This is a genomic window from Cellvibrio sp. PSBB006, from assembly GCF_002162135.1.
In the GTDB taxonomy this organism is placed as follows: domain Bacteria; phylum Pseudomonadota; class Gammaproteobacteria; order Pseudomonadales; family Cellvibrionaceae; genus Cellvibrio.
In genome coordinates, this window is the sequence record NZ_CP021382.1 from 3215639 (window position 1) to 3241814 (window position 26176).

At 50.9% G+C, this 26176-nt stretch carries 31 protein-coding genes; 19 read left to right on the plus strand and 12 right to left on the minus strand.

Annotated elements, in window-relative coordinates; all coding sequences use genetic code 11:
• The first annotated feature begins 72 nt into the window (after positions 1–72).
• Positions 73–357, plus strand: a complete 285-nt coding sequence (locus tag CBR65_RS13245) for a hypothetical protein (protein ID WP_087467290.1) — start codon at positions 73–75, stop codon at positions 355–357.
• Here the strand turns inward: CBR65_RS13245 and CBR65_RS13250 are convergent.
• Positions 316–1179, minus strand: coding sequence for a zinc ABC transporter substrate-binding protein (locus CBR65_RS13250; protein WP_157672071.1), 864 nt, complete (start codon positions 1177–1179; stop codon positions 316–318). The two genes, CBR65_RS13245 and CBR65_RS13250, sit on opposite strands and share 42 nt — an antisense overlap.
• 185 nt (positions 1180–1364) lie before the next feature.
• Between CBR65_RS13250 and CBR65_RS13255 the strand changes: the two genes are divergently transcribed.
• The 6 genes from CBR65_RS13255 (at position 1365) to CBR65_RS13280 (ending at position 5039) form a co-directional block, all read left to right on the plus strand.
• Entirely contained in the window at positions 1365–1868 is a 504-nt protein-coding gene (locus CBR65_RS13255; RefSeq protein ID WP_087467292.1) for a Fur family transcriptional regulator, read from the plus strand.
• The gene (gene znuC / locus CBR65_RS13260) at positions 1865–2638 is read left to right on the plus strand and encodes a zinc ABC transporter ATP-binding protein ZnuC (protein WP_087467293.1); all 774 of its coding nucleotides are present in this window, start codon (positions 1865–1867) and stop codon (positions 2636–2638) included. The genes CBR65_RS13255 and znuC overlap by 4 nt, the downstream gene beginning before the upstream one ends.
• Entirely contained in the window at positions 2631–3416 is a 786-nt protein-coding gene (znuB, locus tag CBR65_RS13265; RefSeq protein WP_087467294.1) for a zinc ABC transporter permease subunit ZnuB, read from the plus strand. The genes znuC and znuB overlap by 8 nt, the downstream gene beginning before the upstream one ends.
• A gap of 111 nt (positions 3417–3527) precedes the next feature.
• Positions 3528–3746 carry a hypothetical protein gene (locus tag CBR65_RS13270; protein WP_087467295.1) on the plus strand — a complete coding sequence of 73 codons (219 nt, stop codon included), beginning with the start codon at positions 3528–3530 and terminating at the stop codon, positions 3744–3746.
• 25 nt (positions 3747–3771) lie between these two features.
• Positions 3772–4053 (plus strand): hypothetical protein, encoded by a 282-nt coding sequence (locus CBR65_RS13275; RefSeq protein WP_087467296.1) that lies wholly within the window; start codon positions 3772–3774, stop codon positions 4051–4053.
• Between the two features lie 104 nt (positions 4054–4157).
• Positions 4158–5039, plus strand: a complete 882-nt coding sequence (locus CBR65_RS13280) for a UDP-2,3-diacylglucosamine diphosphatase (RefSeq protein WP_087467297.1) — start codon at positions 4158–4160, stop codon at positions 5037–5039.
• A 52-nt stretch (positions 5040–5091) separates the two neighbouring features.
• On the opposite strand, the gene CBR65_RS13285 is transcribed toward CBR65_RS13280, so the two are convergent.
• The 5 genes from CBR65_RS13285 to CBR65_RS13305 are packed head-to-tail and all read right to left on the minus strand — an operon-like array spanning position 5092 to position 9194.
• Positions 5092–5766, minus strand: coding sequence for an SCO family protein (locus CBR65_RS13285; RefSeq protein WP_087467298.1), 675 nt, complete (start codon positions 5764–5766; stop codon positions 5092–5094).
• Positions 5767–5777: 11 nt separating this feature from the next.
• On the minus strand, positions 5778–6710 hold the full coding sequence (gene cyoE, locus CBR65_RS13290; protein WP_087467299.1) for a heme o synthase: 933 nt from the start codon (positions 6708–6710) through the stop codon (positions 5778–5780).
• A 29-nt stretch (positions 6711–6739) separates the two neighbouring features.
• Entirely contained in the window at positions 6740–7774 is a 1035-nt protein-coding gene (locus tag CBR65_RS13295) for a heme A synthase (protein ID WP_087467300.1), read from the minus strand.
• 5 nt (positions 7775–7779) lie between these two features.
• Positions 7780–8418, minus strand: coding sequence for a hypothetical protein (locus tag CBR65_RS13300; protein WP_087467301.1), 639 nt, complete (start codon positions 8416–8418; stop codon positions 7780–7782).
• A gap of 14 nt (positions 8419–8432) precedes the next feature.
• Positions 8433–9194 (minus strand): SURF1 family protein, encoded by a 762-nt coding sequence (locus tag CBR65_RS13305; RefSeq protein WP_157672072.1) that lies wholly within the window; start codon positions 9192–9194, stop codon positions 8433–8435.
• A 61-nt stretch (positions 9195–9255) separates the two neighbouring features.
• Between CBR65_RS13305 and CBR65_RS13310 the strand changes: the two genes are divergently transcribed.
• Positions 9256–9480: a DUF2909 domain-containing protein gene (locus CBR65_RS13310; protein WP_087467303.1), complete on the plus strand. Its 225-nt coding sequence runs from the start codon at positions 9256–9258 to the stop codon at positions 9478–9480.
• Positions 9481–9522: 42 nt separating this feature from the next.
• Here CBR65_RS13310 and CBR65_RS13315 read toward each other — a convergent pair whose 3' ends face one another.
• From CBR65_RS13315 to coxB, 4 genes are all read right to left on the minus strand, one after another.
• Positions 9523–10443 carry a cytochrome c oxidase subunit 3 gene (locus tag CBR65_RS13315; protein ID WP_087467304.1) on the minus strand — a complete coding sequence of 307 codons (921 nt, stop codon included), beginning with the start codon at positions 10441–10443 and terminating at the stop codon, positions 9523–9525.
• 79 nt (positions 10444–10522) lie between these two features.
• The gene (locus CBR65_RS13320; RefSeq protein ID WP_087467305.1) at positions 10523–11092 is read right to left on the minus strand and encodes a cytochrome c oxidase assembly protein; all 570 of its coding nucleotides are present in this window, start codon (positions 11090–11092) and stop codon (positions 10523–10525) included.
• A 12-nt stretch (positions 11093–11104) separates the two neighbouring features.
• Positions 11105–12655, minus strand: a complete 1551-nt coding sequence (gene ctaD, locus CBR65_RS13325; protein ID WP_087467306.1) for a cytochrome c oxidase subunit I — start codon at positions 12653–12655, stop codon at positions 11105–11107.
• 10 nt (positions 12656–12665) lie between these two features.
• Positions 12666–13811, minus strand: coding sequence for a cytochrome c oxidase subunit II (gene coxB / locus CBR65_RS13330; RefSeq protein WP_087467307.1), 1146 nt, complete (start codon positions 13809–13811; stop codon positions 12666–12668).
• 740 nt (positions 13812–14551) lie between these two features.
• On the opposite strand from coxB, the gene CBR65_RS13335 reads away from it, so the two are divergent.
• Positions 14552–15220 (plus strand): hypothetical protein, encoded by a 669-nt coding sequence (locus CBR65_RS13335; RefSeq protein ID WP_087467308.1) that lies wholly within the window; start codon positions 14552–14554, stop codon positions 15218–15220.
• An 80-nt stretch (positions 15221–15300) separates the two neighbouring features.
• On the opposite strand, the gene CBR65_RS13340 is transcribed toward CBR65_RS13335, so the two are convergent.
• A complete protein-coding gene (locus tag CBR65_RS13340) occupies positions 15301–15540 on the minus strand; it encodes a YheV family putative zinc ribbon protein (protein WP_087467309.1) in 240 nt (79 codons plus the stop codon).
• Complete coding sequence (gene prlC / locus CBR65_RS13345; RefSeq protein ID WP_087467310.1) at positions 15540–17594, minus strand: oligopeptidase A; 2055 nt, start codon at positions 17592–17594, stop codon at positions 15540–15542. The genes CBR65_RS13340 and prlC overlap by 1 nt, the downstream gene beginning before the upstream one ends.
• A 128-nt stretch (positions 17595–17722) precedes the next feature.
• On the opposite strand from prlC, the gene CBR65_RS13350 reads away from it, so the two are divergent.
• The 10 genes from CBR65_RS13350 (at position 17723) to CBR65_RS13395 (ending at position 26164) form a co-directional block, all read left to right on the plus strand.
• Positions 17723–18310, plus strand: a complete 588-nt coding sequence (locus CBR65_RS13350) for a gamma carbonic anhydrase family protein (protein WP_087467311.1) — start codon at positions 17723–17725, stop codon at positions 18308–18310.
• 130 nt (positions 18311–18440) lie between these two features.
• The gene (locus tag CBR65_RS13355) at positions 18441–19145 is read left to right on the plus strand and encodes a hypothetical protein (protein ID WP_087467312.1); all 705 of its coding nucleotides are present in this window, start codon (positions 18441–18443) and stop codon (positions 19143–19145) included.
• 81 nt (positions 19146–19226) lie between these two features.
• Complete coding sequence (locus CBR65_RS13360) at positions 19227–19913, plus strand: fumarylacetoacetate hydrolase family protein (protein ID WP_087467313.1); 687 nt, start codon at positions 19227–19229, stop codon at positions 19911–19913.
• A 198-nt stretch (positions 19914–20111) separates the two neighbouring features.
• The gene (locus tag CBR65_RS13365; protein ID WP_087469068.1) at positions 20112–21089 is read left to right on the plus strand and encodes an ATP-binding cassette domain-containing protein; all 978 of its coding nucleotides are present in this window, start codon (positions 20112–20114) and stop codon (positions 21087–21089) included.
• Entirely contained in the window at positions 21086–21913 is an 828-nt protein-coding gene (locus CBR65_RS13370) for an ABC transporter permease (RefSeq protein WP_087467314.1), read from the plus strand. The genes CBR65_RS13365 and CBR65_RS13370 overlap by 4 nt, the downstream gene beginning before the upstream one ends.
• A gap of 73 nt (positions 21914–21986) precedes the next feature.
• Positions 21987–22301 carry a YbjQ family protein gene (locus CBR65_RS13375; RefSeq protein ID WP_087467315.1) on the plus strand — a complete coding sequence of 105 codons (315 nt, stop codon included), beginning with the start codon at positions 21987–21989 and terminating at the stop codon, positions 22299–22301.
• Positions 22302–22306: 5 nt separating this feature from the next.
• Positions 22307–22780: a YbjQ family protein gene (locus CBR65_RS13380; RefSeq protein ID WP_087467316.1), complete on the plus strand. Its 474-nt coding sequence runs from the start codon at positions 22307–22309 to the stop codon at positions 22778–22780.
• Between the two features lie 24 nt (positions 22781–22804).
• Positions 22805–23608, plus strand: a complete 804-nt coding sequence (locus tag CBR65_RS13385; RefSeq protein ID WP_087467317.1) for a M48 family metallopeptidase — start codon at positions 22805–22807, stop codon at positions 23606–23608.
• A 273-nt stretch (positions 23609–23881) separates the two neighbouring features.
• On the plus strand, positions 23882–25690 hold the full coding sequence (locus CBR65_RS13390; protein ID WP_087467318.1) for a DUF885 family protein: 1809 nt from the start codon (positions 23882–23884) through the stop codon (positions 25688–25690).
• Positions 25691–25696: 6 nt separating this feature from the next.
• Positions 25697–26164 carry a cyclic nucleotide-binding domain-containing protein gene (locus CBR65_RS13395; protein WP_087467319.1) on the plus strand — a complete coding sequence of 156 codons (468 nt, stop codon included), beginning with the start codon at positions 25697–25699 and terminating at the stop codon, positions 26162–26164.
• The last annotated feature ends 12 nt before the right edge of the window (positions 26165–26176 follow it).

Genomic DNA, 26176 nt, shown 5'->3' on the forward strand with positions numbered 1-26176 from the left:
GTCGTTAGAGAGACTGGATGTACCAATTTCTGGATCAATCGCTAATCGTTTTTGAATAGCAAAGGAATTTTTATGGATACTCTGATCTTCTCGCAGTCTGCTATTTTTCGTTTACAACAATTAGGTAGTCATTATTACCATTACAGTGGTGTAAGACATAAACTTGCCACACCGGAAGGTATTCTTGATTTGTTGAAAGCCGCTGCGCTTGCACAAGATGCTAACGTCCGTGAATCCTATGACGCATTTGTCATGGAGCTAAACAAGCGGCAAATTGAGTCATTATCAGATCGTGGTGTCACCCTGCGTGTACCTTTAAACTTCTCCCGTAACGGAGCGATTCGTAAGGCAAGCTAAAAAAGTTTGCGCCATCTTTTCTAATAACTCCTTATAAGATGTCACCTGTTCTTCGCCAATAGGATCGAGGATAGCGACTTTTAAATTCAATTCTTGCGCCAGATCCATAGCAATGCTTACGTCATAATAAGGCTCGGTAAAAAGACATGCGGCACGGCCGTTTAATTTGTTGCGCAATTCATATAAATGTTTTGCACCGGGACGACGCTCCGGGGTAAACGTCACATAAGCCAGCTGCTGTAACTCATAACGCTTCACAAAGTGAAGATAGCCTTCGTGGTAAACCGCAAAACCTTTATCTCTCGCCGGAGCCAATGCCGTCATTAGCTGTCGATCCAGTTCCATGGCCGCTACAGAAAAATTTCTGGCATTGTTCGTGTAAAAAGCTGACGAAGCAGGATCAATCTCGCTCAATTTTTTTGCTAATGCTTGCGCAATGACAATGGCATTGCGCGGATCAAGCCAGACATGCGGATCATGCCCATGATGTTGATGGCTGGCCTCACCGGGGGACGAATGCGGCTCCTCTTCCGGCCAATACATACCGGGAATATCATAGACAGCGACGCGCTTCTCTGACGCAATATTATTCAAAGGGCGCTGCAAAAAAGCTTCCAGATTTGGCCCTACCCAAAGCACCAGATCCGCCTGTTGCAGGCGGCGAATATCAGAGACCCGCAACGGATAATCGTGTGGCGAAGCTTTCACCGGCAGCAAGGTTTCCACGCTAGCTTTATCACCCACAACTTCCCTGGCAATCAGGGCAAGAGGTTTGATGCTGGTCAATACCCTAACGTCAGCAGCAGCCGTTAATGGGAGCATCAATAATCCCAGCAACTGCAAACAACAAATGCCTGGAAGACATCTCAAAAATATTAATGAACGGGAGTGAAACATAAGAAGCGCCGGTACCAAACAAAGAGGGAAGATAAAGACTGGTAGTGCCAAAGACTGTTATAGAGTAACATACTTGCTTCTCGCCAGCTCACCGGAAATTACGCTTCGCTATGGAAAAAACGCCTCTGGCTTATAGCCACCACAATCACAATCACTGCATCAAAGACGCCATGTTGTCTGCGCGTCATTTGTGTGAGAGTCGAGGCGTGCGTCTGACCGCTTTGCGCGAACAGGTGCTTGAGCTGATCTGGCAAAATCACAAACCCCTCGGCGCTTACACACTGATGGATATGCTGGCTTCCGCGTCTACGCGGAGAGTAGCGCCGCCAACAGTCTATCGTGCGCTGGATTTTTTACTTGAGCAGGGGCTAGTGCACCGCATCAACGGGCTGAATGCTTTTATCGGTTGTCCCTCCCCGGAAAAGAAACATCAGAGTCATTTTTTGATTTGCCGTTCATGCGACACGGCTGTTGAGTTAGATAACACTAAATTGACCCAGGATATCCAATCATCAGCAAAAGAAGCCGGCTTTATCGTGGAGACTCATTCATTGGAGGTAATGGGCATTTGCCCGGCGTGTGTAAACAAACCACGTAAGGAAAAAGCATCGTGAGTGAGCCTTTGATCAGCGCTCGCGGCGTCGGTGTTCGACGGGGCGACCGTTATCTGGTGAAGAATGCCGATCTGACACTCGAAGCAGGCAAAATCATTACATTGATCGGCCCCAATGGTGCAGGTAAAACGACCTTGGTGCGCAGTGTCCTCGGCTTAATCAGCATTGATGAGGGCACTATTGTGCGTCGTGCGGACTTGCGCATCGGCTATATGCCGCAACGACTGAATATTGATGCAAGCCTCCCTTTAAACGTCGCGCGCTTTCTCGCCCTCGGGGGCAAGCCCAAGGTTGAGCTCTCGGAGATATTGCAATTAACCGGTATTACCCAGTTGCAACAAACACCCATGCAGTCGCTCTCCGGTGGCGAAACCCAACGTGTCTTGCTGGCCCGGGCTCTTTTGCGCGATCCACAGTTATTAGTCTTGGACGAACCGGTTCAAGGTGTTGACGTAACTGGCCAGTCAGCGCTTTATGGATTGATTAACGAGATACGCAAGCGGCGTAAATGCGGCGTATTGCTGGTATCCCACGATCTGCACCTGGTGATGGCCACCACCGATACCGTCATTTGCCTCAACCAGCATGTGTGTTGTCACGGCCACCCGGAAAAAGTCACCAGCGATCCAGCTTACCTGGCGCTCTTTGGTGATTCACCCAAGCCTCAAGTGGCAATTTATACTCATCACCACGATCATCAACACGATGCTCACGGCAACATTATTACCCACCGCCACGGTGCTGATTGCGAGCACGATCACCATGCCTGACTTTTTACTCTATGCGCTGCTATCCGGTCTTGGTGTAGCTTTAGTGGCGGGTCCACTGGGCTCCTTTGCGGTGTGGCGGCGCATGGCTTACTTTGGCGATACCCTGGCTCACTCGGCATTACTCGGTGTCACCTTCGGGTTTTTACTGAATATCAATTTAAACCTGGCCGTGGCGGTGGGTTGTTTATTGTTGGCACTGATATTGGTCGCCTTGCAGCAAAATCGCTTTCTCGCTACAGATACGCTACTGGGTATCTTGTCTCACTCCACCCTGGCGTTGGGACTTGTGACGGTGAGTTTATTCAGCGAGAGTCGCATTGACCTTTTATCTTATTTGTTTGGCGATATTCTCTCAGCCAATCTGACCGATGTGGTCACCGTCTGGATTGTCTCTGTCCTGGTGCTGGCTGCACTAATAGGGTTGTGGCGCGCTTTGCTGGCAATTACCGTTCATGAAGAACTGGCCCAGGTTGAGGGTGTGCCGGTAACAGCCGTTCGCACAGCATTGATGCTATTAATGGCGCTGGTCATCGCCATCGCCATGAAGATCGTGGGCGTACTGTTGATTACCGCCCTGCTGATTATCCCGGCCGCCGCCAGCCGCCGCTTAACCCATACGCCGGAAGCTATGGCGATACTGGCCAGCCTGCTGGGTTGTCTCTCGGTATGCGGCGGCTTAGCCGCTTCGTTTTTTTGGGATACGCCGGCTGGCCCTTCTATCGTGTTGTCCGCCACCGCTTTCTTTATTCTGACGTTAACTAAGCAGCGATTGGCTTAGCGCTTTTACCCTGTAGGCAATATCTCACAAGATCTACCGCCGTTAGCCACTGTTTTGCAGTTGTGCTTTGTAGCAAACTGGTAACAATTTAACGCACAAGGATCATGCATCATGGCGGTACTTAACATTGGTGATGAAGCGATTAACAGCGAAGAGATTGCCATCAAGGTGCAATCAGATATCACGTTTCTGGCTGATCGACTGAAACTGCTTGAACAACAACGCAACCCGAATCCCGTTGTAGTTCAAACTTACAAAAATATGCTGGAAAGCCGTCAGGCGGTTCTGGATTGGCTGCTGCAGGACAACAAAAAAGTCAGTAACGGTTGATAGGCCCCTTAGGGAAGGATTTATCATGGACACCTTGATCTTTTCCCAAGCCGCTGTTTTTCATCTGCAACAACTCGCCAACCATCTCCACTATCACACAGGCACGCGTCACAAACTCTCCACGACCCAAGGCATCATTAATCTGTTGATTGCTGGTGCCAGCTCCCATGCCCCTGATGTCAAACGCTGCTATACCGCGTTTGCCATGGAGCTAAACGAACGCCAACTGAATGCATTGGCCGGCCAGGGCATTCATATCGACCCTTCCGATATCCTCCATCCAAAAAGCGCACAACAAGCCGGCTAATTAATTTTCGTCATTTTGTTCGTCATTAAATATTCATCATCCTGTTGCAAAGCCGTCACATGGCTGGGTAAGACTTGGCGCAAACAGCCCGACGGAACAGCACCATGACTGCATACCGCCAAGCCTTGCGTAACGACGATATCAACAGCGCCCCACTAACCTCCGCATTGTCCCAACCCCAATCCCGACCGCCCGCAAACCATATCAGTGCGCGTACTATCTGGATTTCTGATATCCACTTGGGGTATCGCGACTGCAAGGCGGATTATCTGCTGGAGTTTCTCAGCGATATCAAATGCGACACTTTGTATCTCGTCGGCGATGTCATTGATCTCTGGGCGCTCAAGCGACGCTTCTGCTGGCCGGCAAAACATTATCAAGTGATGTTGAAATTTTATGAATTAGCCAGCAAAGGTACCCGAGTCATTTATGTACCCGGTAATCATGATGAACCCATGCGCCATTTTTGCGGCCAGTTATTCGGGCCAATTGAAATTGCGTTGGAACATGAATACACCACTGCCGATGGCAAGCGACTGCTGATCATGCACGGCGACGCCATGGATGCGTATATCAACCTCAGTTGGTTGACTCGATTTTGTGGTGACATTGCTTACAACTTCTTATTGTTTATCAATCGCTGGGCAAATCGTTTCCGCAAGTGGATGGGTCGCCCCTATTTCTCCCTGGCTGGTCTGATTAAAAGCAATATTAAAGGCGCTAAAGCAGCTATTGAAACTTATCAAAATGAGGCTATGGAAGAAGCCCGGCGGCGTGGTTTTGACGGTGTTATTTGCGGACACATTCATTATCCGGCGCTGTTTGAAAGGCAAGGGCTTCGCTACGCCAACACCGGTGATTGGATTGAAAACTGCACCGCGCTGGTAGAAGACTATCAGGGCAAGATGCGTTTATTGCATTACAGCGATCAGATGCAATGGCAGGAAGATTTATCCTGTGAGTTGGTCACCAGCAAAGTGGCTTAATCAATACCCAATGAAAGTCACTAGGTAAATATTTTTGTAAAACAGGTGAGCATCAGAAATCAAAGCTGCGTACGATTGATGTATACGTCAGTTGTAATTTGTCCACGGAAAAGGGCGGCTTGAAAAAACCGTGGTAATCGCCCATAGGGTTTATTAACACAATATTGCCACTGTGATCGACAGTGTAATCTTCTCCCTGCGTCACCTTGGCAAACGCCACATTTAGTTCATTGGCGAAGCGACGCAATGTCAGAAACTCTCCAGTTACGCCAATAAAATCTTTATTGAAGGCTGCCACGTACTCGTTCAGCACCTCCGGTGTATCGCGTGCTGGGTCCAGACTCACCAGAATAACCTGGGTATCTTCAGCAATCTCTTTTGGCAACGTCGGTAAAAGCCGGCTGAGATCCAACAGGGTCAACGGACAAATATCCGGGCATTGAGTAAAGCCAAAGAATAATAACGACCATTTACCTTGTAAATCTTCCCGCGTAAATGGCTCGCCATGATCATCAATCAATTCAAAATCACTAAACCGACGCGGCGTGTCAAACAAAATGGCATCCTGAGCGCGCAATTCCATTTGACTCAGGATACGCGGCTTCGTCACCTTGTGAACAATCAGACCGATAATAGCTGCCACAATCAACAATAAAATGATGACAGTATTGCGTATCCCGCGTTGTCGGCTGGCAAGATCAAAATTTTCGTCCGGTGTATCGGTCACAACGCTACCTACTAAAGATTAAATTCAAGATGTTGCGGCATTGGCAATAGATAGTGGTCTAGCAACATAATGACAAACAACGCCATCAAATAAATAATGGAATACTTAAAAGTATCCATTCCCACCGAAGGTTTTTTGCTAAAAATCATAGCGAGCGCCCAATACAAAAAGCCGGCGCCTAATACCAGGGCGCCCAATAAATACAACCAGTTAAACATACCTGTGATGTAAGGCAAAACCGTCACGATAATCATGATGATGGTGTACAACAAAATGTGCAGTTTTGTGTAAGCCTCGCCGTGGGTTACTGGCAGCATCGGAATGTCAGCTTTCGCGTATTCATCTTTGCGATGCACCGCCAAAGCCCAAAAATGCGGCGGTGTCCAGGCGAAGATAATCAACACCAGCAACAGCGCATGCCCATGAATTTCGCCGGTAACGGCTGTCCATCCCAATAAAGGCGGCGCAGCACCGGCGAGGCCGCCAATAACGATGTTTTGCGGAGTAGCGCGTTTTAAAAATAAGGTGTAGATAACGGCATAACCCAGGAGCGAAGCGAGCGTGAGCACAGCTGTCAGTACATTAATAAACACCACTAACAACGTCATACCCAGCGCGCCAATCACCAGCGCGAAGAGCGCGGCCTGCATCGGCTCAACACGTCCTTTGGCTACCGGGCGGTTAAAGGTGCGTGCCATTTTTTTATCGATGTGTCGATCAACCAGATGATTGACTGCCGCAGCTGAACCCGCACATAAAGCAATACCGAGATTACCGATGATCAATACGTCCAGGGGCACCATACCGGGCACAGCGAGAAACATGCCGATCAATGAGGTTAGAATCATCAACATGACGACACGCGGTTTGCACAATTCGTAATAGTCGCGCCAATTGGCGGAAGCGATTGTCTGTGTGGTTTGGCTTTCTGGAACTTTGTTCATTTCACTACCTCTGCTCGCGCAGAATCCGGTTAACAACTTTTGGCGGTAAACAAGCGATGCATCAGCGTAACCATCACCAATAAAAGCAAGGCTCCGACAGCATTATGGGCGACTGCAACGGCCAAGGGCAACGATCCCACAATGTTGCTTATACCCAAACTGATTTGTCCGAGTAAGACTAACATTAACAACCAGGCAATGGGTCGAGTGACAAAACTTCCCAGGCGCAGTAATTTCCATGACAGCAGTAATACCAGCATCGTCACGACAATCGCGCCCACCCGATGGGTAACATGAATAGCCGTGCGTGCCTCGTTTTCCAGTAATCCGCCAAGATAATTGGGGCCGATACTTTGCGCAAAATTAAAAGCGTGCTCAAAGTCCATGGCCGGCCACCATTCTCCGTGACATGTCGGTAAATCAGTGCAGGCCAGTGCGGCGTAATTGGAACTGGTCCAACCACCCAAGGCGATCTGGGTAATGACCGCCAGCAAACTCAACAGTGCCAACCACTTTATTCCGGTTAATTGTCGATGCTTGTCGCTGGGTAATTGCCAGGTAGTGCCGGCGCAGCGCAAGGTGAATAGCCACAACAGGCTGAGCGTCGCGAAGCCGCCCAAGAGATGTGCGGTGACCACTTGTGGCCACAATTTCAAGGTCACTGTCCACATGCCGAACAAGCCTTGGATGATGACCAAAAACAATAAACCTAAAGCATGCTTGCGTGGGTAGGATTGGTGCGGTGTCTTCACCGACCAACGCCAGGTCGAAATCGTAATGCCCAGAATAATCAGGCCGAGAAAACCGGCAAAGTAACGGTGAACCATCTCCGGCCAGGTTTTATCATGCTCTACAGGAAATTCCGGAAAACGCGCTTCGGCACGCGCTACTGCATCATCACTTTTCGGCCAGGTCAGATGTCCATAACAACCCGGCCAATCAGGACAGCCAAGTCCCGCATCGGATAAGCGTGTGAATGCGCCCAAGACGACAACGACACATGCGATGGCAGTGGCGATCAAACCCCAACGGTATGCACTCGATAATGTATTGTTATGCCACACCGGATTTACTCCTCATATGAATATTTAAGCATGCGCTTGATATCGTCGAGCAAATCCTTGCCTTGATGTTGGGGGTTGTAGGACATCATGATAAAGCCCTCCTGGTCCATCAGAAAATAATGGCCAGCAGAGATGGCTTCTGGAGGTAAATTGGTTTGGGCGAATAGATTTTTAACCGCATCTGCCGAACTTTTAACTATCGGCATATGCGGATGTTCAGTGTGAATAAATTCCTCAGTGGCTGCATCAATATGTTGATCAAGCAATAAATACAGGCGCTCCACGCGGCCGGATTTTTCGGCGAGACGAATGTGCACCTGCCGTGTCAGATAAAGATTTTGTTGACAAAGTTCATTGCACTGCGCGTGCCCCGGAATGATCAAGCGCCATCGCGTAGCTTGATCGGCGACATGCCAATTCTTTCCGTCCAGCGTTTGGAGAGACAGGTCGTCAATCTGCTGTGGAGGGTCTATCAATTGACCTTTGTTGATGGTGCCTTGCGGGACACCAACACCCGTGTAATACACACTGTAGGCAATCACCATGGGCAGAATAACAATCAACATAATTGCCGCTGCCTGTATACGCCCCCGGCGCTGTTGCTGTTTTTGCTGTTCGGTTAAAGGGGTTACATCACTGCTCATAAAAAGCCTTTTTATTACCTGTTTTTCTGTCGGCGACTGCGCCAATATTCCACCAGATTAGAATTGGCGAATACAAACCAGATGACCAATGCAAACGCCATGGCAAACCATTGGAATGCATAGCCAATATGTTTTTCCGGTGTCATGTTGACAGCTTGCCACCCGGTCACAAACGCACCTGGACTACCTTCATCCAAACGCACGTAGCGCGGTAAAAGATCTTTCTGCAATTGTGCGTTCATGTCTTCCACATCGATGGCCATTATTATCCTCGGCCAGTCGCTGCGCTCACTATGCGCATCCAATAAAGGATGCTTCACCACCGAAACCAATTCAGCAAACAGGGTTACCTGCCCCGGAACATCTTCAATTACCGGCAATTGCGCACGCGTATCGCCCGCTGCTAACCAGCCACGATTCACCAACAAGCGCTGGCCTCCCGTTAATACAAATGGCGTAATGACCTCAAAGCCAACCTTGCCGTGACGTTGTTTATTGTCCAGCAACCATGTATGGTCATTGTCAAAGTATCCCTGCACCATAACGCGTTGATAGTCGGGCAAGTCACTGATATTTTCCATTGTCAGCGTTACCGGTGGCTGCGCATGCAGCTGTGCGTAGCGGGTTTCCAGCTCGTGTTTTTCCGCCGCCCGGTGCCACTGCCAAATACCCAGACTGCATAAAATTGGCAGGGCTATTAACGTAAACAGGGTGATATTGCGATTGAAGGTCACAACGAAACGCGGTTGATGTGCGGATTTATCGACAGAGTTCACGTGTACCTCAATCTCGCCTTCGCTTACATCACAATTTTTTACTGATTACACGGAAACTGCTATGTGGTTGAAAATAATTATTCTGGTGTTGTTTGTGGGTATCCTGATCAGTCTCAGCAGCGCGTTGGGATTTTTGTTGAAAGATGCCAACGTTCCTCAATCGAAAAGAACCTTATATGCCTTGGGTATTCGCATCACCCTGGCGGTACTGATGATGCTGTGTATTTTCTACGGATTTTATAGCGGCATATTACACAGCCAGGCACCTTGGGATCACCGTATTTGAATTTCAGGCAACTGCCATTCGGCAGCTGCCTGAAAATAACCATCAACCAAAGATATAAACCGCGATAAACAAGCCGACCCACACCACATCGACAAAGTGCCAGTACCAACTGGCGGCTTCAAAACCAAAATTATCATGCGGTTTGAAATGGCCTTTGAGCACCGAACGCAGCAACATCACCAACAGCATAAACGTACCGAGGGTCACGTGTGCACCGTGGAAACCGGTCAACATAAAGAAGGTTGTACCATAGATACCGGATTCGAGAGTAAGACCCAGTTCGGTATAAGCATGGTGGTATTCCCACACCTGTAACACCAGGAAGATCATCCCTAGCAGCACGGTCAAACCGAGCCAGGCATTAAACGCTTGGCGTTTGTCATTCTTGATGGCACTGTGGGCAAAATGAACAGTGACACTCGAACTAAGCAGGATCACCGTGTTCCAGAAGGGCAACCAACTGAACATAGCGACCAGACCAGGAAAGCTCATGTTTTCTTTTGGCCCCAGCATGGTGGCTTTATCGCCATTCACCGCCATGTCCGGCGTAGTCATCAGCGGCCATTCCGCTTCAAAACCTTTCCATAAAAATTCATTGGTTGCCGCTGCATCGCCCTCACCGCTTAACCAGGGTAATGCCATGGTGCGCACATAAAACAATGCACCGAAGAATGCCGCAAAAAACATCACTTCACTGAAGATAAACCAGCCCATGCCCCATACGTATGAACGCTTGAGTTGCGGGCCGTTAAGACCAGCCATGTTCTCGCTGATTACCGTGGAAAACCAGCTCCATAACACAAAAGCAAATACCAGCCCGCCCGCGAAAAATATCATCGGGCCGTTGCTGTTGCCGTTGATCCAGTTAGCGGCACCAAATACTGTCAGGAACAGGCCGAAGCTGGCCCAGATCGGCAGCTTGCTCTGTTCGGGTACATAATAACTTCCTTCATGCGTTGCCATTTTTTCTCTCCGCGTTCGTTATGGTTTTGCGGTTAAACGTCCAATTTAATTTGTTACTTTCTTTAATTCGTCGCTTTCTTTAGTTTGCTACTTTCGCAACCTTGTCGTCGGCATAGCGTTCAGTTACATCGAATAAGGTGTAAGACAAGGTGATGGTGTGGATATGTTCAGGAATATCCTGATCGACAATAAAGTACATCGGCAATTCAGCACTTTCGCCCGCCTTTAATGGCTGCTGTTCAAAACAAAAACATTCTGTTTTGTGAAAATACGTGGCAGCTTTAAAAGGAACCAGGCTGGGAATTGCCTGACCGATCATGTCTTTATCCGTGCGATTGTTCGCGAAGTAATTAATTCGCGTTTGGGCACCCGGATGAACCTTCACCGTACGCACCTCGGGCGAAAACTCCCATGGCATACCTTCGTTGTTAGTCGCTACGAATTGCACAGTGATGGTTCGACTGGTATCCACCTCCGCTGATACAGCCTGGTAAGGGCCGCCGGTTTTACCATTGAGTCCCGTGATTTCACAGAACACATCGTAAATCGGCGGCATAACCCAGATAGCGAAAGCAAACATACCAATTCCCAGTACGCCCAGCTTCAGGCAGAGCGCATGGATGGGATTATTTGGCAGCAGCCCCTTCATCACGAAACCCCGTTACTTCACTTCCGGTGGTGTACTGAATGTGTGGTAAGGCGCCGGCGACGGCACGGTCCACTCCAGACCTTCCGGGTCGTCCCACACTTTGTCCGTGGCTTTTTTGCCGCTGACAATGGTGGACACAACGATGTAGAGGAACAAGACCTGCGCACCGCCAAACAGGAAGGCGCCAACCGAGGAAATCATATTCCAGTCAGCAAACATCATGTGATAGTCCGGGATACGGCGAGGCATACCGGCCAAGCCGGAGAAGTGCATGGGGAAGAAGGTCAGGTTCAGGCCGATAAACGCGAGCCAGAAATGGGTTTTACCCATGACTTCGCTGTACATCTTGCCGCTCCACTTGGGCAACCAGTAATACACTGCCGCCGTGATCGAGAAGATGGCGCCAGGTACCAGTACATAGTGGAAGTGCGCCACGACAAAGTAGGTATCGTGGTACTGGAAGTCCGCCGGTGCGATGGCGAGCATCAAGCCGGAGAAACCGCCGATGGTGAACAGAATCACGAAGGCGATGGAGAACAACATAGGGGTTTCAAAGGTCATGGAGCCCTTGAACATGGTCGCCACCCAGTTAAATACCTTCACCCCGGTCGGGACCGCAATAAGCATCGTGGCGTACATGAAGAAGAGTTCGCCTGCCAATGGCATACCAGCGGTAAACATATGGTGCGCCCATACAATAAAGCTGAGGAACGCGATGGATGCCGTGGCATATACCATCGAGGCGTAACCAAACAACGGCTTGCGCGCAAAGGTCGGGATGATCGCGCTGACGATACCAAACGCCGGCAGGATCATGATGTACACCTCGGGGTGACCGAAGAACCAGAAGATATGCTGGAAGAGCACCGGATCACCGCCACCGGCCGCATTAAAAAAGCTGGTACCGAAGTGGATGTCCATCAACATCATGGTAACCACACCCGCCAACACCGGCATCACCGCAATCAGCAGATAGGCGGTAATCAACCAGGTCCACACGAACAATGGCATCTTCATCAGGGTCATGCCTGGTGCGCGCATGTTGAGGATGGTGGCGATGATGTTGATCGCACCCATGATCGAGCTGGCGCCCATGATATGCACAGCGAAGATGAAGAATGTCACGCTCGGCGGCGCATAAGTCGTGGAGAGCGGAGCGTAGAACGTCCAACCAAAGTTGGGGGCGCCGCCTTCCATAAACAGCGTGGAGGTCAGCATCGCGAAGGCGAAGGGCAGAATCCAGAAGCTCCAGTTGTTCATGCGCGGCAGTGCCATATCCGGCGCACCGATCATCATCGGCACCATCCAGTTAGCCAAACCAACGAATGCCGGCATAACCGCACCGAAGACCATCACCAGACCGTGCATGGTGGTCATCTGATTGAAGAAGTTGGGATCAACGATTTGTAATCCGGGCTGGAACAATTCCGCGCGGATGACCAGGGCGAAGACGCCGCCCAGCAGAAACATGGCAAAGCTGAACCAGAGGTACATGCTGCCGATGTCTTTGTGATTGGTGGTGTATAACCAACGGGTTATACCCTTAGCAGGACCGTGTGCCATAACCTAGCTCCTAATTGCCTTGTTTATGGTTATAGATGTCAATTGGCTGGGTCATATCGCCCATGTTGTTACCCCAGGCATTACGCTCATAGGTCACAACGGCGGCGATATCCACTTCACTCAACTGCTCACCAAACGCCTGCATGGCGGTGCCTTTCACACCATTCACAACCACATCGATATGTTGGCCGATGGGACCTACGGCAACTCCTACGCCTTTCAGGCTGGGGAATGTACCGGGAATACCTTCACCGTTAGCCTGGTGACAAGCGGCGCAGGAGCGGTTGTAGACTTCTTCACCACGCGCGTAGAGCTCATCAAAGGTAAACGTCTTGGAGGTCAGTTCGCGAACAGCCGCGGCAGCAGCCTGTTTTTCCTGTAGCCAGGCGCGATAGTCTTCTTCTGTTTTGGCTTCCACCACGATGGGCATAAAGCCGTGGTCACGACCACACAGCTCAGCGCACTGACCGCGGTAGGTACCAGGCTCAGTAATCACGGCCCATGACTCTTTGATAAAACCGGGAATTGCATCCTTCTTGACACCCAGAGCGGGCACCCACCAGGCGTGAATCACGTCGTTGGCGGTAATCAGGAAGCGGATCTTTTTATTGATGGGCACAACCAGCGGCTCATCGACCTCCAGCAGATAATGCGGGCCTTTGGGCGCCAGGCCTTCGATCTGCTCGCGCGGTGTGCTCAGACTACTGAAGAAGCTGAGATCTTCCTCAACATAATCGTACTTCCACCGCCATTGGTAGCCGGTGATCAATACATCCATATCTGCCTCAGAGGCATCGTAGAGATTAATCAGGCTTTTGGTGGCCGGCATGGCCATGAGGATCAGGATAGCCACCGGGATGACGGTCCAGAGGATTTCCAATGCAGTACTTTCGTGAAAGTGTGCCGGCTTAACGCCGCGCGACTTGCGGTGGACAATCATGCTGAAAAACATGACACCAAACACCACAACACCAATACCGACACACCACCAGAACATCTCCATATGGAGACCATGGATGTCCTGACTGACAGGCGTAACCCCTTCAGTCATATTGTATTTCCACCGCTCTACCTCTTCTGCCAGTGACTGGTAACTGCTGACCAGCAAGGCAGGGGCAAGCAGCCAAGGGCTTCGCCCGTGTGCTCTATTCAACATCGCCCATCTTCTCCGTGTAGCTAATTATGCTTATTTTCTAACTACTGCAGGACACCTTGAGGGAGTGCCCCAGGCTACATCTTCGCTGAACCACCTGGCGGCGATACCCCTTACCACCTCAACGAAAGCCAGATTCACAATTTCTCTCTACTCTGCTAACAGGAAGACTACGCTTACCGCTTTACAGGGAAGCTATTCAGGAACTAAGCGGGGCAAGCCGAGCGAAAGTAGAGCGAACGCGGAGTTTACACGCAGTAAAAACCTTGTTGAATCATTATTTCACGCTGCACTACCTGGCGCGACAAGATCCTGAACAAGTCCCGGGGTGTTTACAACACCCTTCGTGAGTACAGATCATTGCATGCGACGAATTGTCGCATAAAGAGGCGACAGTAATTCCATATAGAAATTAAAAAGTCAATCGCTTTGTGGTTTTTGTGGTTAATTTCCCCTGGTTTTTCACATGAAGTAGCACAGGTGAGAATCCATGCGCCCCGCTTCGTTACTACGGACGACAACAGGCCTCTTGCTCCCCCAAGGGATGAGGCGGACAGTTTTCAGACAGGGATTGCATGCTTCACAGCACTTTTTTTTATTTTTATAAGAAGACGGTATTAAGACTCACTTGCGATTACAGCCTTTTGGTTTACTTTTAATGTTGCGTTCGACGGCATTCTTCGACAAAGAATCGACACTGCTGTCACAGCCAATCCAGACAGAATCGCAAGATTCGGAAAACCATGAGTATCAACCCTGTGAGTCAAATTCGCGACTTTATCACCCACGCCAGAGAACATGACAAGGAAAGCGCGCAACTTCTGAGCTTGCTTGAGAAACGCGCCCACTACCTCCACGAGGCCATCAAATTACCTGATGACCACGCTGCGGATTTACTCGCAGATTTTGTCGTGCGTTATATTGAACAAGTGCCCAATTTTATTGAGGCTATTACCAGCATTGCACAGGAAGCCGGTATCTATGACGGTGTCAGCCCGCTGCTTAATATTGCCTGCGATTATTTTTTATCGCCGCCGGATATTGTGAATGGCCACAGCCATCTGGAGACCTTGCTGGATGAAGCTTATCTGGCGCACCGGTTGCTGGAAGAAGTGAACGATCGTTTTATCGGTTACTGCGGGATTCCACTTGCGCCCATGGATATGACCCGTGCCAATATCATTGCTCATGAATTAATTGGCGAGCCCTTTGCCAATGAGCTGGACCAAGCCGTGTTGTTTTCCGCTGAATTGTTACTGAATGAATACGGTTTCTCCGGCGAAAATTTCCAACATTATATTGATTCACATAAAGCCCGCGGCTGGTCCGAGGAATTGGAGCGCTGGCCTTGTCTGACTGATGACCTGGCGATTGCAGTAGAATTTGGCGAGAAGCCGGATAAATTGCATTAGCAGACCCTGCTTAAAATTCCTGAAAAAAGCCCGCGACATTTGAGCGGGCTTTTTACATGAACTTACATGGACACATCATATTATTTGGGCGAAAGAATTTTCACGACTTGCACTTGTTCCTGCTTTTCTTCCTCCGTTGTATTCACTCGTGTGGGCAACTCTTTAGTCTTACCGGGAAAGCGCATTTCATCCTTATAACCACAACTCACGCATTCGCGGTAATCCTTGCCATCCTCACTGTAGACCACCAGTTTATCCATTGCCGAGCAACGCGGGCACACCGCGCCGGCAACAAAACGACGTTTTTGACTGTAGGCCATTATGCCGCCTCACCTAAACCGCTATGACGCAACAAGGCTTCGATGCTGGGCTCACGGCCGCGGAAATTGATGAACAATTCCATCGGCGCTTTGCTGCCACCCTGTTGCAGAATTTCGTGCAGAAAGCTTTCACCGGTTTGTGCATTAAAAATACCTTCTTCTTCAAAACGTGAGAAGGCATCAGCAGACAGAACTTCGGCCCATTTATAACTGTAGTAACCGGCGGCGTAACCACCGGCAAAGATATGGCTGAAGCTGTTTTGAAAACGATTAAACGCCGGCGCCTGTACCACCGCGACGTCACGGCGCACCTGATCCAGCACCGCTTGCGGGTCTTGTGGATTAGCGGGGTCGTATTCTGCATGCAAGCGGAAATCGAACAATGAAAATTCCAGCTGTCGCACCATCTGCATGCCGGATTGGAAATTTTTTGCGGCTAGCATCTTGTCGAGCAAAGCTTGAGGCAAAGGTTCTGCGGTTTGGTAGTGCGCTGAAATCAGAGGAATGGCTTCCGGTTCCCAACACCAGTTTTCCAGAAATTGGCTGGGCAACTCTACGGCATCCCAGGCGACGCCGTTAATACCACTCACCGCAGCCACATCAATTTGCGTCAACATGTGATGCAGGCCGTGACCAAACTCGTGAAACAGCGTGGTGACTTCATCGTGCGTGAGCAGCGAGGGCGTATCACCCACCGGCGGCGTAAAATTGCAGGTTAAAAAGGCTACTGGCAATTGCGTGCCGGTGTCGGTTTTGCGGCGCACGCGACAATCCGCCATCCAGGCACCGCCACGTTTATGCTCGCGGGCAAACAGGTCGAGATAAAAGCTCGCGATTTTTTCGCCGTTTTTGAAGATGTGATAAAAACGCACGTCAGGATGCCAGGAATCAAATACCGCTACTTGCACAATATCGATGTCATACAAGCGTTTCACAACATCAAACATACCGGTGATAACGCGTTCGGCAGGAAAATAGGGCCGCAATTCTTCCTGCGAAATCGCATACTTTTCCACGCGCAGTTTTTCGCTGTAATAGGTCATATCCCAGGGTTGCAAATCCGTACAACCTTGCGTTGCCGCGAAGTCGCGCAGTTCCTGGATATCGCGCTCTGCCAGCGGTCGCGATTTTTGTGCAAGCTCATTCAGAAAATCCAGCACTTGTTGCGTGCTCTCTGCCATCTTGCTCGCCAGTGAGCGTTCGGCGTAATTAGCAAAGCCAAGCAATTGCGCCAACTCGTGACGCAAGGCCAGCGTCTCGGTAATCAGTGCACTGTTGTCCCATTGCGCGGCGCTGCTACCGTCCGCTTTTTTGCCATCTGCCGACGCGCGGGTGACATAAGCGGTATACATTTCTTCACGCAATTGGCGGCTGTCGGCATACATCATTACCGCTAAATAAGAAGGAAAATCCAGGGTCACGACATAACCGGATAATTGTTTTTGCGCTGCCGCTTGAGCAGCCTGGGCCAGCGCCGATTCCGGCAAACCGGCAAGTGCTTCTGCGTCGGTGAAATGTTTAAACCACGCCTGGGTTGCATCCAAGACATTGTTGGAAAATTGCGTGGACAATTCGGACAGGCGTTTTTGAATCGCGCCGAAACGTTTTTTCTGCTCGCCATCCAGCGCTACGCCGCCCAGACGAAAATCGCGCAAGGCGTTGTCGACCGCTTGCTTCTGGGCCTGAGTCAGGCGGCCATAGTCTTCACTATCAGCCAATTGCTGATAGGCGTTGTAAAGCTCGGTATTTTGACTGACTTCAGTGCCGTACTCTGTCAGCAGCGCCAGACTGTTGTTGTAAGCGGTACGCAGCGCGTCGTTGTTGCACACGGCGTTGAGATGACTGACCGGCGACCAGGCCTGATCGAGCAAGTCACCCTGTGCTTCCAGCGGGGCGACAAGGTTATCCCAGCTCGGTTGTTGCAGATCGCTGAGCAGCGCCTGTAGGTGTTTGCGATTGGCGTCGATCAACTGACTGATAGCCGGTTCAACATGTTCCGGCTGGATAGCAGAAAACGGGGGCAATTCGTGGATTTCTAATAACGGGTTGGACATAACGCAGACTCCAATCAATCGATCAGCTGAATCACTGTGCGGGATTCCGTATGATACACGCATTGTTTACGGCGTAGCGCCGGCTTGTGAGCGCCACCGACCTCCATTTCCACGCGTGAGATTTTGCAATGAATACACCCACGTCACCTTTGCTTAGTACCCATCAGGCGCTTCGTACCCATCAGGGCCACACCCCCAAACTGGGCAAAAATGTGTTGGTCGATCCGACGGCGGTCATTATCGGCCAGGTTGAAATCGGCGATGACTCGTCTATCTGGCCTTATGCGGTGGTGCGTGGTGACATGCACTCTATACGTATAGGCGCCCGCACCAGTATTCAAGACGGCTCCATCCTGCATATTACCCACGCCGGGCCGTTTAACCCGGATGGTTATCCACTGGTGATCGGCGATGATGTGACCGTCGGCCACTCGGTCAATCTCCACGGTTGCACGATTGGCAATCGGGTATTGGTAGGCATCGGCTCCACGCTGCTCGATGGCGTGGTGGTAGAGGACGATGTGGTGATCGGTGCAGGTACGTTGGTGCCGCCCGGTAAACGTCTGGAAAGTGGCTATCTGTACGTCGGATCACCCTGCAAACAGATACGACCACTGAAGGACAGCGAGAAACAATTTTTTACATATTCTGCAAATAATTATGTCAAGCTGAAGGACATTCACTTGCGCGAGTTGTCTATGACGACAGACCGGTAAACGGTTGATCCGGTCCGTCCTGATACTCCTGGCGCAAAGTGCTTATATCAGGATGATGTTGTCCAAGCCGTTGCACTCACAATCATAATTTGCAGTCTTTTTGCTATACCACCTAGTGGACGGAGGCGTTATGTCATTCCCCCTGTTGAGAAAAAATTTTTCCAGCAATGCATTCAGAACCCTGTCAGCCATCTTTGTTTCACTGGCTGTCGCTTTACTGCTGAGCGCCTGCGCCAGCGATCCGGTTTTACCGAAATCTGATCCAAAATTAATGGGCACCAAAGCGGGCAGCTTTGATCATGTATTAATGATGCCGGGCAGTGGAATTCCTGCATTTTCAAACGTGTTTATCGAAGACCCGGCAGTCAGTTTCAACAAACATTGGCTGCTGGATTTTCGCGGCGATTACACCGACCGGGATCTGGAGCGCATCACCAGCACCTACGGCGAGATGTTGAAGAAAGCCTTGCGCGAAGGCATGGCTGAGCAAACCAATGTCACCGTGGTCGACAGCGCTGTAGAAGCAGATGTTATCTATCGCCCGCTGTTGCGCGAGTTAAATATTTACGCGCCGGATTTAAGCATGCCCGGCCGCACAAAAAAGTATGTGTATGAAGTGGGTAATGCTACGTTTGATTTAACCCTGATCCAGGCCAGCAACGATAAAGTCATCGCGCAATTTATTGACCATCGTGAAACCTCAGCCAATATCGGCAATCGCCTGGAGCGCACGGATCGGGTAACCAATGCCCGTTATTTCAGAATGTTGATGGAACGCTGGACGCGCAATCTGACTAATTATCTGGTTGACACCGGTACCCTGACCGCCAAATAAGCTATCCGCTTTTTTGACCCTGGATCGAGCCCCGCTCCAGGGTCTTTTTTTATTTCTGCACTGCCTGATCGGGATCTCATTATGTCCATCGATACTCATTGTTCATTGCCTGTTATCGGCCAGCCCCATACGCGTTTTGCGGTCAATAAAATTATCTGCATCGGGCGTAATTACGCCGAGCATGCGCGGGAGATGGGCCATGATCCGCAACGTGAACCGCCATTCTTTTTTTTCAAGCCGCAAAGTGCACTGACAGAATCTGACACAGATTTTATTTCCCCTTGGTTTTCGCAGAATGTGCATCACGAGGTGGAGTTGGTGATTGCGCTGGGTCAGTCGGGTTATCAGGTGTCCGCTGCGGATGCGCCGGCCCTGGTTGCGGGTTTCGGTGTGGGGCTGGATATGACCTGCCGCGATGTGCAGCAACAGGCAAAACAACAGGGGCGGCCGTGGGAATTGGCAAAGGGTTTTGATGGTTCCGCGCCTTGCTCGGCGTTGCAGCTCGGTGGCTATGAGGAGTTGCAGAAGATGGGGCAGCTGTCGCTGACCCGTAACGGGAATCTGGTACAGCAAGGTGATTGGCGGGAGATGGTGTGGCCGGTGGCGGAGTTGATTGCGGAGGTGTCGCGGTTTGTGCGTTTGCGGGCGGGGGATTTGATTTTTACGGGTACGCCGGCGGGGGTTGGGCCGGTGGTGCCGGGGGATCGGTTGGTGGCGAATCTTGAGGGGTTGGGGGAGTGTTTGCGGGTGAATGTTGTTGCTGGGTAATTTTTTGTTGAAGACTTTTTGATTATCACGTTGCGTAAATTCGTGCGGGCCTTGATCTGGTAATGCCAGTTGGGACACGCCGTGAATACATCCTTGTAGGCTCATCATCAGCATCCCTGCTGCTGATGGTCCCAACCGGCATTACCAGACCAAGGCGGCAAGATTGGTGGTACGACAACCAAAGTTATGGACAAAACAATGACTGACGATTTGGCGATTGAAGCTTCCGGGTTGATCAAACATTTCGGTGCGACGCATGCGGTGAATGGTATTGATCTACGCGTGCGTAGGGGCAGCGTGTATGGCGTGCTGGGGCCGAATGGGGCGGGGAAGACGACGACGGTGCGGATGTTGGCGACCTTGTTGCCGTTGGATGGCGGGCAGGCGCGGGTGTTGGGGCATGATCTGGTGCGTGAGGCGCATGCGGTGCGTTCGCGGATCAGTTTGACGGGGCAGTTTGCGTCGGTGGATGAGGATTTGACCGGACGGGAGAATCTGGTGTTGTTGGCGCGGCTGCTGGGGTTTCGCGGGCGCGCGGCGAGGGAGCGGGCGCAGGAGTTGTTGCTGGCGTTTGATCTGGCGGAGGCGGCGGATCGGCAGATCAAGCAGTATTCCGGTGGTATGCGGCGGCGGTTGGATATTGCGGCGTCGCTGGTGGTGACGCCGGATCTGATTTTTCTGGATGAACCAACGACCGGGCTGGACCCGCGCTCGCGCAATCAGGTGTGGGATATTGTGCGGGCCTTGGTGGCTGAGGGCACGACGGTGTTGTTGACGACGCAGTATCTTGAGGAAGCCGATCAATTGGCGGATCGCATTGCGGTGATTGATCACGGTAAGGTGATTGCGGAAGGCACCAGCGGTGAGCTGAAAAAATCTGTCGGCTCCGGTGTGTTGCATCTGCGCGTTAGCCATGCGCCGGAGCGTGAAGCAGCGCAACGAATTCTGGTCGAGCAGTTGGCGGTGCCGGTGTTGATTGAGAAAGATCCTTGCGCATTGTCGGTGCAGATTTCTGACGCCCAAAAAGCCACGCTGGCCTTGGCAGAAATAGCGCGGGCCGGAATCAGTTTAAGCGATTATTCGCTCGGTCAACCCAGTCTCGATGAAGTGTTTTTTGCTTTAACCGGCCAGGCGCCCCTCGCAGCCGAACCGACGACAGAAGGAGCGGGTTCATGAATAACACATCACATGATATCAACGCCGCTTTGCACAAGGTGATTCGCGCTCACACCCGCCCGCCGCAAGCCAGTGCAATCGCCAATGTGGTGGCGTTTGGTTGGCGGGCGCTGTTAAAAATAAAACACCTGCCGGAGCAATTGTTTGATGTGGTGATCACGCCGATTATGTTTACGGTGATGTTCACCTACTTATTCGGCGGCGCGCTGGCAGGTTCCACCAGTGACTATTTGCAATTTCTATTGCCCGGCATCCTGGCTCAGACGGTTACCTTCACGTCGCTTTACACCGGCGTCACCCTGAATACCGATATTTCCAAAGGCATCTACGACCGCTTTAAATCCATGCCCATCTGGTCGCCCTCGCCGATTGTCGGTGCGATGCTCGGCGATGTGCTGCGTTACACCGCGGCGTCCATCATCGTCGTAATTATCGGCTTACTTATGGGTTATCGACCCGAAGCCGGTGTGGTCGGTGTGTTGTTATCACTGCTGCTGTTAAACGTGTTCGGGCTGGGGCTCGGCTGGATCTTTACCACCATCGGTTTACTGTTGCGCACACCCGGCGCGGTGATGACGATTGGTTGGCTGATACTGATGCCGTTAACCTTCGGTTCCAATATCTACGTTGACCCCACCACTATGCCCGGCTGGTTGCAAGCCTTTGTCTCGGTGAATCCTGTAACGCATCTGGTAAGCGCCATTCGCGGCTTGATGGATGGCAATGCCAGCGTGCAACTTATCGGTCTGTCCTTGATTGCCCCGGCACTGCTGACACTGGTCTGTGGTCCCATCGCCATGACGCTTTACCGCCGCAAGCGTTGATGCGTTGCATGAAGTGACAACTGTGCTAGATTAACCGCTCCTCTAAATCTGCCTGTTGAAAAAGGAAGCCTTCATGTTGCTGAGTAATCTGGAAATTGTTCCCGGCCGTCGGGTTGTTGCACATTATGGTCTGGTGCAGGGAAGTACCGTGCGCGCAAAACATGTGGGGCGCGACATCGCGGCCTCGTTCAAGAATGTCTTCGGCGGTGAGCTGAAAGGCTACACCGAGCTGCTCAATGACTCGCGCGAAGAAGCCATCGCGCGCATGGTCGCCCAGGCAAAAGCCATGGGTGCCAACGCCATCCTTAATATTCGCTTCTCTACCAGTTCCGTTGCTGTGGGCGCTGCAGAATTATTCGTCTATGGCAGCGCCGTCGAACTGGAGTAAATACCATGGAAATTTTTCTCGCCCAATTTATCGGGCCCCTGGTCATTGCGTTGGTATTACTCACGGTGGGGTTTTTTTCCGGTCGCTACCTGGAGAAAAAACATTACGCCAGCATCATCGCCCGCGAGACCTCGCCTGACCAGGTGATGGTCTTCGCGGAACGTTTGCCACCGCCCGTGTTGCCGGCACCGGCAACGCAACTGGTGAGCGGTTCGGTGGTGATTTCCTCAGATTACTTCAAGCGTTTTATTGCTGGCTTGCGCATGCTGATTGGTGGGCGGTTGAACACCTATGAATCCCTGCTCGACCGTGCGCGCCGTGAAGCCATTCTGCGCATGCGTGAAGAAGCCAAAGCGCTCGGCGCAACGCAAATCTTTAATGTCAAATTGGAAACCATGTCCATCGGCGGACGCAACCCCAACAGCGTCAGTTGTCTGGAAGTGCTTGCCTACGGTACCGCCGTTATTCCGCGCAATTAGTTTATCGTCACGAAGGGCAGCCACATGCGCTACGAAAATCGTCAACCGCCGGAAGGCATCAACGTTGTCGAGCACGGCTGGGCGCGAGATTTTATTTTATTGGTGATCGGTTTTTTTGCCGGACTCGCCCTCTTGTGCTGGCTGCTATTACAACTCGTCGCCTGGAGTGCAAAGTGGACACCCTTTTCCTGGGAACAGGCACTGACACAATCCTGGACACTGGACGAACAACCCGGCGAACAGCAACGCTATTTACAACAACTCGCCGACCAACTCGCACAAGCCGGTGGCCTATCACCTGAACTCACCTTGCAGGTTCGCTACAGCGAAGACGACACCATCAATGCTTTCGCCACTCTCGGCGGCAACATGATGATCTTCGAAGGCCTGGTGGATGCCGTCGACAGCGAACAAGGCCTCGCCTTTGTGATCGCTCATGAAATCGCCCACATCCAACACCGCCACCCGGTGCAAGCCGTCGCGCGGGGTTTAAGTATGAGCTTGCTCAGCGCCATGATCTTCGGCCAAACCGACCTCGCCCAACTCGCCGGTGTCGGTGGAAATCTCGCCCTGTTAAATTATTCCCGCCAACAGGAGAACGAAGCAGATCGTTGGGCATTGCAGGCACTCCACAATCATTATGGTCATGTGGCGGGAGCTGATGAATTGTTCCGTAAACTTAAAGAAGAACATGATGACTTGGTGTTGCCGGAATGGATGTCTACGCACCCGGACCTGGATGCGCGCATTGCTAATTTGGAGAAGATTGCGCGGGATAATGGATATGAAATGGATGGGAAATTGTTGCCTGTTATTCAGGGTAAATAGTTTTGGGAGTGACACTCTGTGGTAACAATGGAGTGCGTTTGTTATCAGGGGTTGTGTTTCGAAAACACATGACAAATTGACAGGAAAGTCAATTTGCACAGCGAAGCTGCCCGTAGGGTGAACCACATGGACGTGGTGAATGCATCATCCCTGTAGCTCCCTCAAGTCATCCCTGACTTGAGGGTTTCGAAACACAACCCCTGATAACAAACTCCGTGCCATTAGGTAGTAAATAATTCCGGACTTAAAACAAATCTTCACGACGAGGACGTTATGATACGCGCAAAGTTTTTTATCGCTTTTTTTTTACTATTCGTCACCACTGAAACCTTCGCCGCCGACACAGATGCAGACGCAAAAGCGCGTGCACTTTTCGAATTATTTTTTGAAGAATCAGTATCACTCAGCCCTATGTGGCAAACCGACCTGGGGCGCAAAACCAATTACGATAAATGGGACGATATCAGTCCAGAGCGAAGCGAGCTTTATCTCCAACTGAATAAAGATCAACTGGCGCGTTTGAAAAAACTGGATAAGAATTCACTCAATCCTGATAACCAGCTCAGTTACGAGCTACAGAAATTTGAACTGAAAAAAGATATCGCAGGTTATAAGTGGCGCGATCACAATTATCCGGTCAACCAAATGTTCGGACTCCATGCCGGTATTCCTGCCTTTCTTATCAACTCGCACAATATTGCATCGATAGAAGATGCCGACGCTTATGTAGCACGACTTGCCGGTGTGGGAGAACTGATTGATCAACTGATCGACAACCTGCAACGTCGCGCGGATAAAGGTATTCTCGCACCGGCGTTTGTTTATCCCTACGTGTTGGATGACAGTCGCAATATCATCAAAGGCCAGCCCTTTGATGACAGCAAACATATCAGCCCTTTGTTGGAAGATTTCACCAAGAAAGTAGAGGCCTTGAAGCTCGATGACAAACAAGAGACAAGAGTACTCAGTACCGCAACACATGAATTGCAGCATACCCTAAAGCCAGCGTATCAGCGTTTAATTAAAGCGGTCGAGGGTTTGCAGGCCCGTGCGGACAGCCGTGATGGCGTGTGGAAATTACCGCAGGGAAAAGCTTTTTATAATCACGCGCTGGAGCGGATGACCACAACCACGCTAAGTGCTGACGCTATTCACAAAATTGGTCTGGCCGAAGTTGCGCGGATTCGCAAGGAAATGGAGCAGGTCATGAAGACCGTCAAATTTGATGGCGACCTGCAAGCCTTTTTTACGTTTGTGCGCGATGATCCGCAATTTTATTATCCCGACAGTGACGCTGGCCGGGCACAATATTTACAGGATACGCGCGCTATTATTGATGCGATGAAAAAACGTTTGCCGGAGCTATTCGGCCACTTGCCCCAAGCAGATCTGATTGTCAAAGCGGTTGAACCCTTTCGTGAAAAATCAGCAGGCAAGGCGTTTTATAATGGTCCCGCACCTGACGGTTCCCGCCCCGGTACCTATTACGTGAATTTGTACGATATGAGCGGCGTACCCCGTTACCAAATGGAAGCGCTGGCGTATCATGAAGCACTACCGGGCCATCACATGCAAATTGCGATTGCGCAGGAAATGAAGGATTTACCGTCGTTCCGTCGCCACGGTGGTTACACCGCTTACATCGAAGGCTGGGGTCTTTACGCTGAGCTGGTACCCAGGGCGATGGGGTTTTACGCTGATCCCTATTCCGATTTTGGCCGGCTGGCGATGGAACTTTGGCGTGCGGTGCGCTTGGTGGTAGACACCGGCATTCACAGCAAGAAATGGACGCGGGAACAAGCCATCGATTATTTTGTTGCCAACAGTCCGATGAATCGCGCTGATGCAACGCGGGAGATTGAGCGTTACATCGTCATGCCCGGCCAGGCGACGACTTATAAAATCGGCATGAATAAATTTGTTGAACTGCGAGATAAAGCAAAACGCGAGTTAGGCGAACAATTTGATTTGCGTGCATTTCACGATTTTGTATTGGGAGGCGGCGCCCTGCCGTTGACAGTATTGGAACATCAAGTGGATGAATGGATTCGTAAACAAAAAACGGTAACTGCTGCAGGTTAGCGAATCATGCCCGACAAGTCTTCACTGATCACTGAAATCCGCGACATGATGGCGGAGTGTAATCTGTTCAACAACCTGGCCGCAGCGGAGCTACTTTCTGCTGCCGGTTATTTCAGCCTTAACAAAATTCCCAAAGGCAAGATTATCTTCAAGGAAGGGGATGCGGGTACCTTTATGGGCATCATCAACAGCGGCAGTGTTGCCGTCTATAAAGCCAATGCCGAAGAAAAAAATGTCCAGATCGCCACCTTACCCAAAGGCCAGAGTTTTGGGGAAATGGCGGTGCTCGATGGCGAACGCCGCTCTGCCATGTGCGCCACCGCCAGTGAATGTGTGTTGCTGCTGCTATCCAAAGATTCACTCGAAAAAATGATGCAGGAAAACCCCAAAGTCGCCGCCAAAGTGATTCGCGCAATTGCCGTGTCACTCTCCCGCCGCCTGCGCATCGCCGCCGGGAAATTGGTAAGCAGTTAATCATCGTTTGCT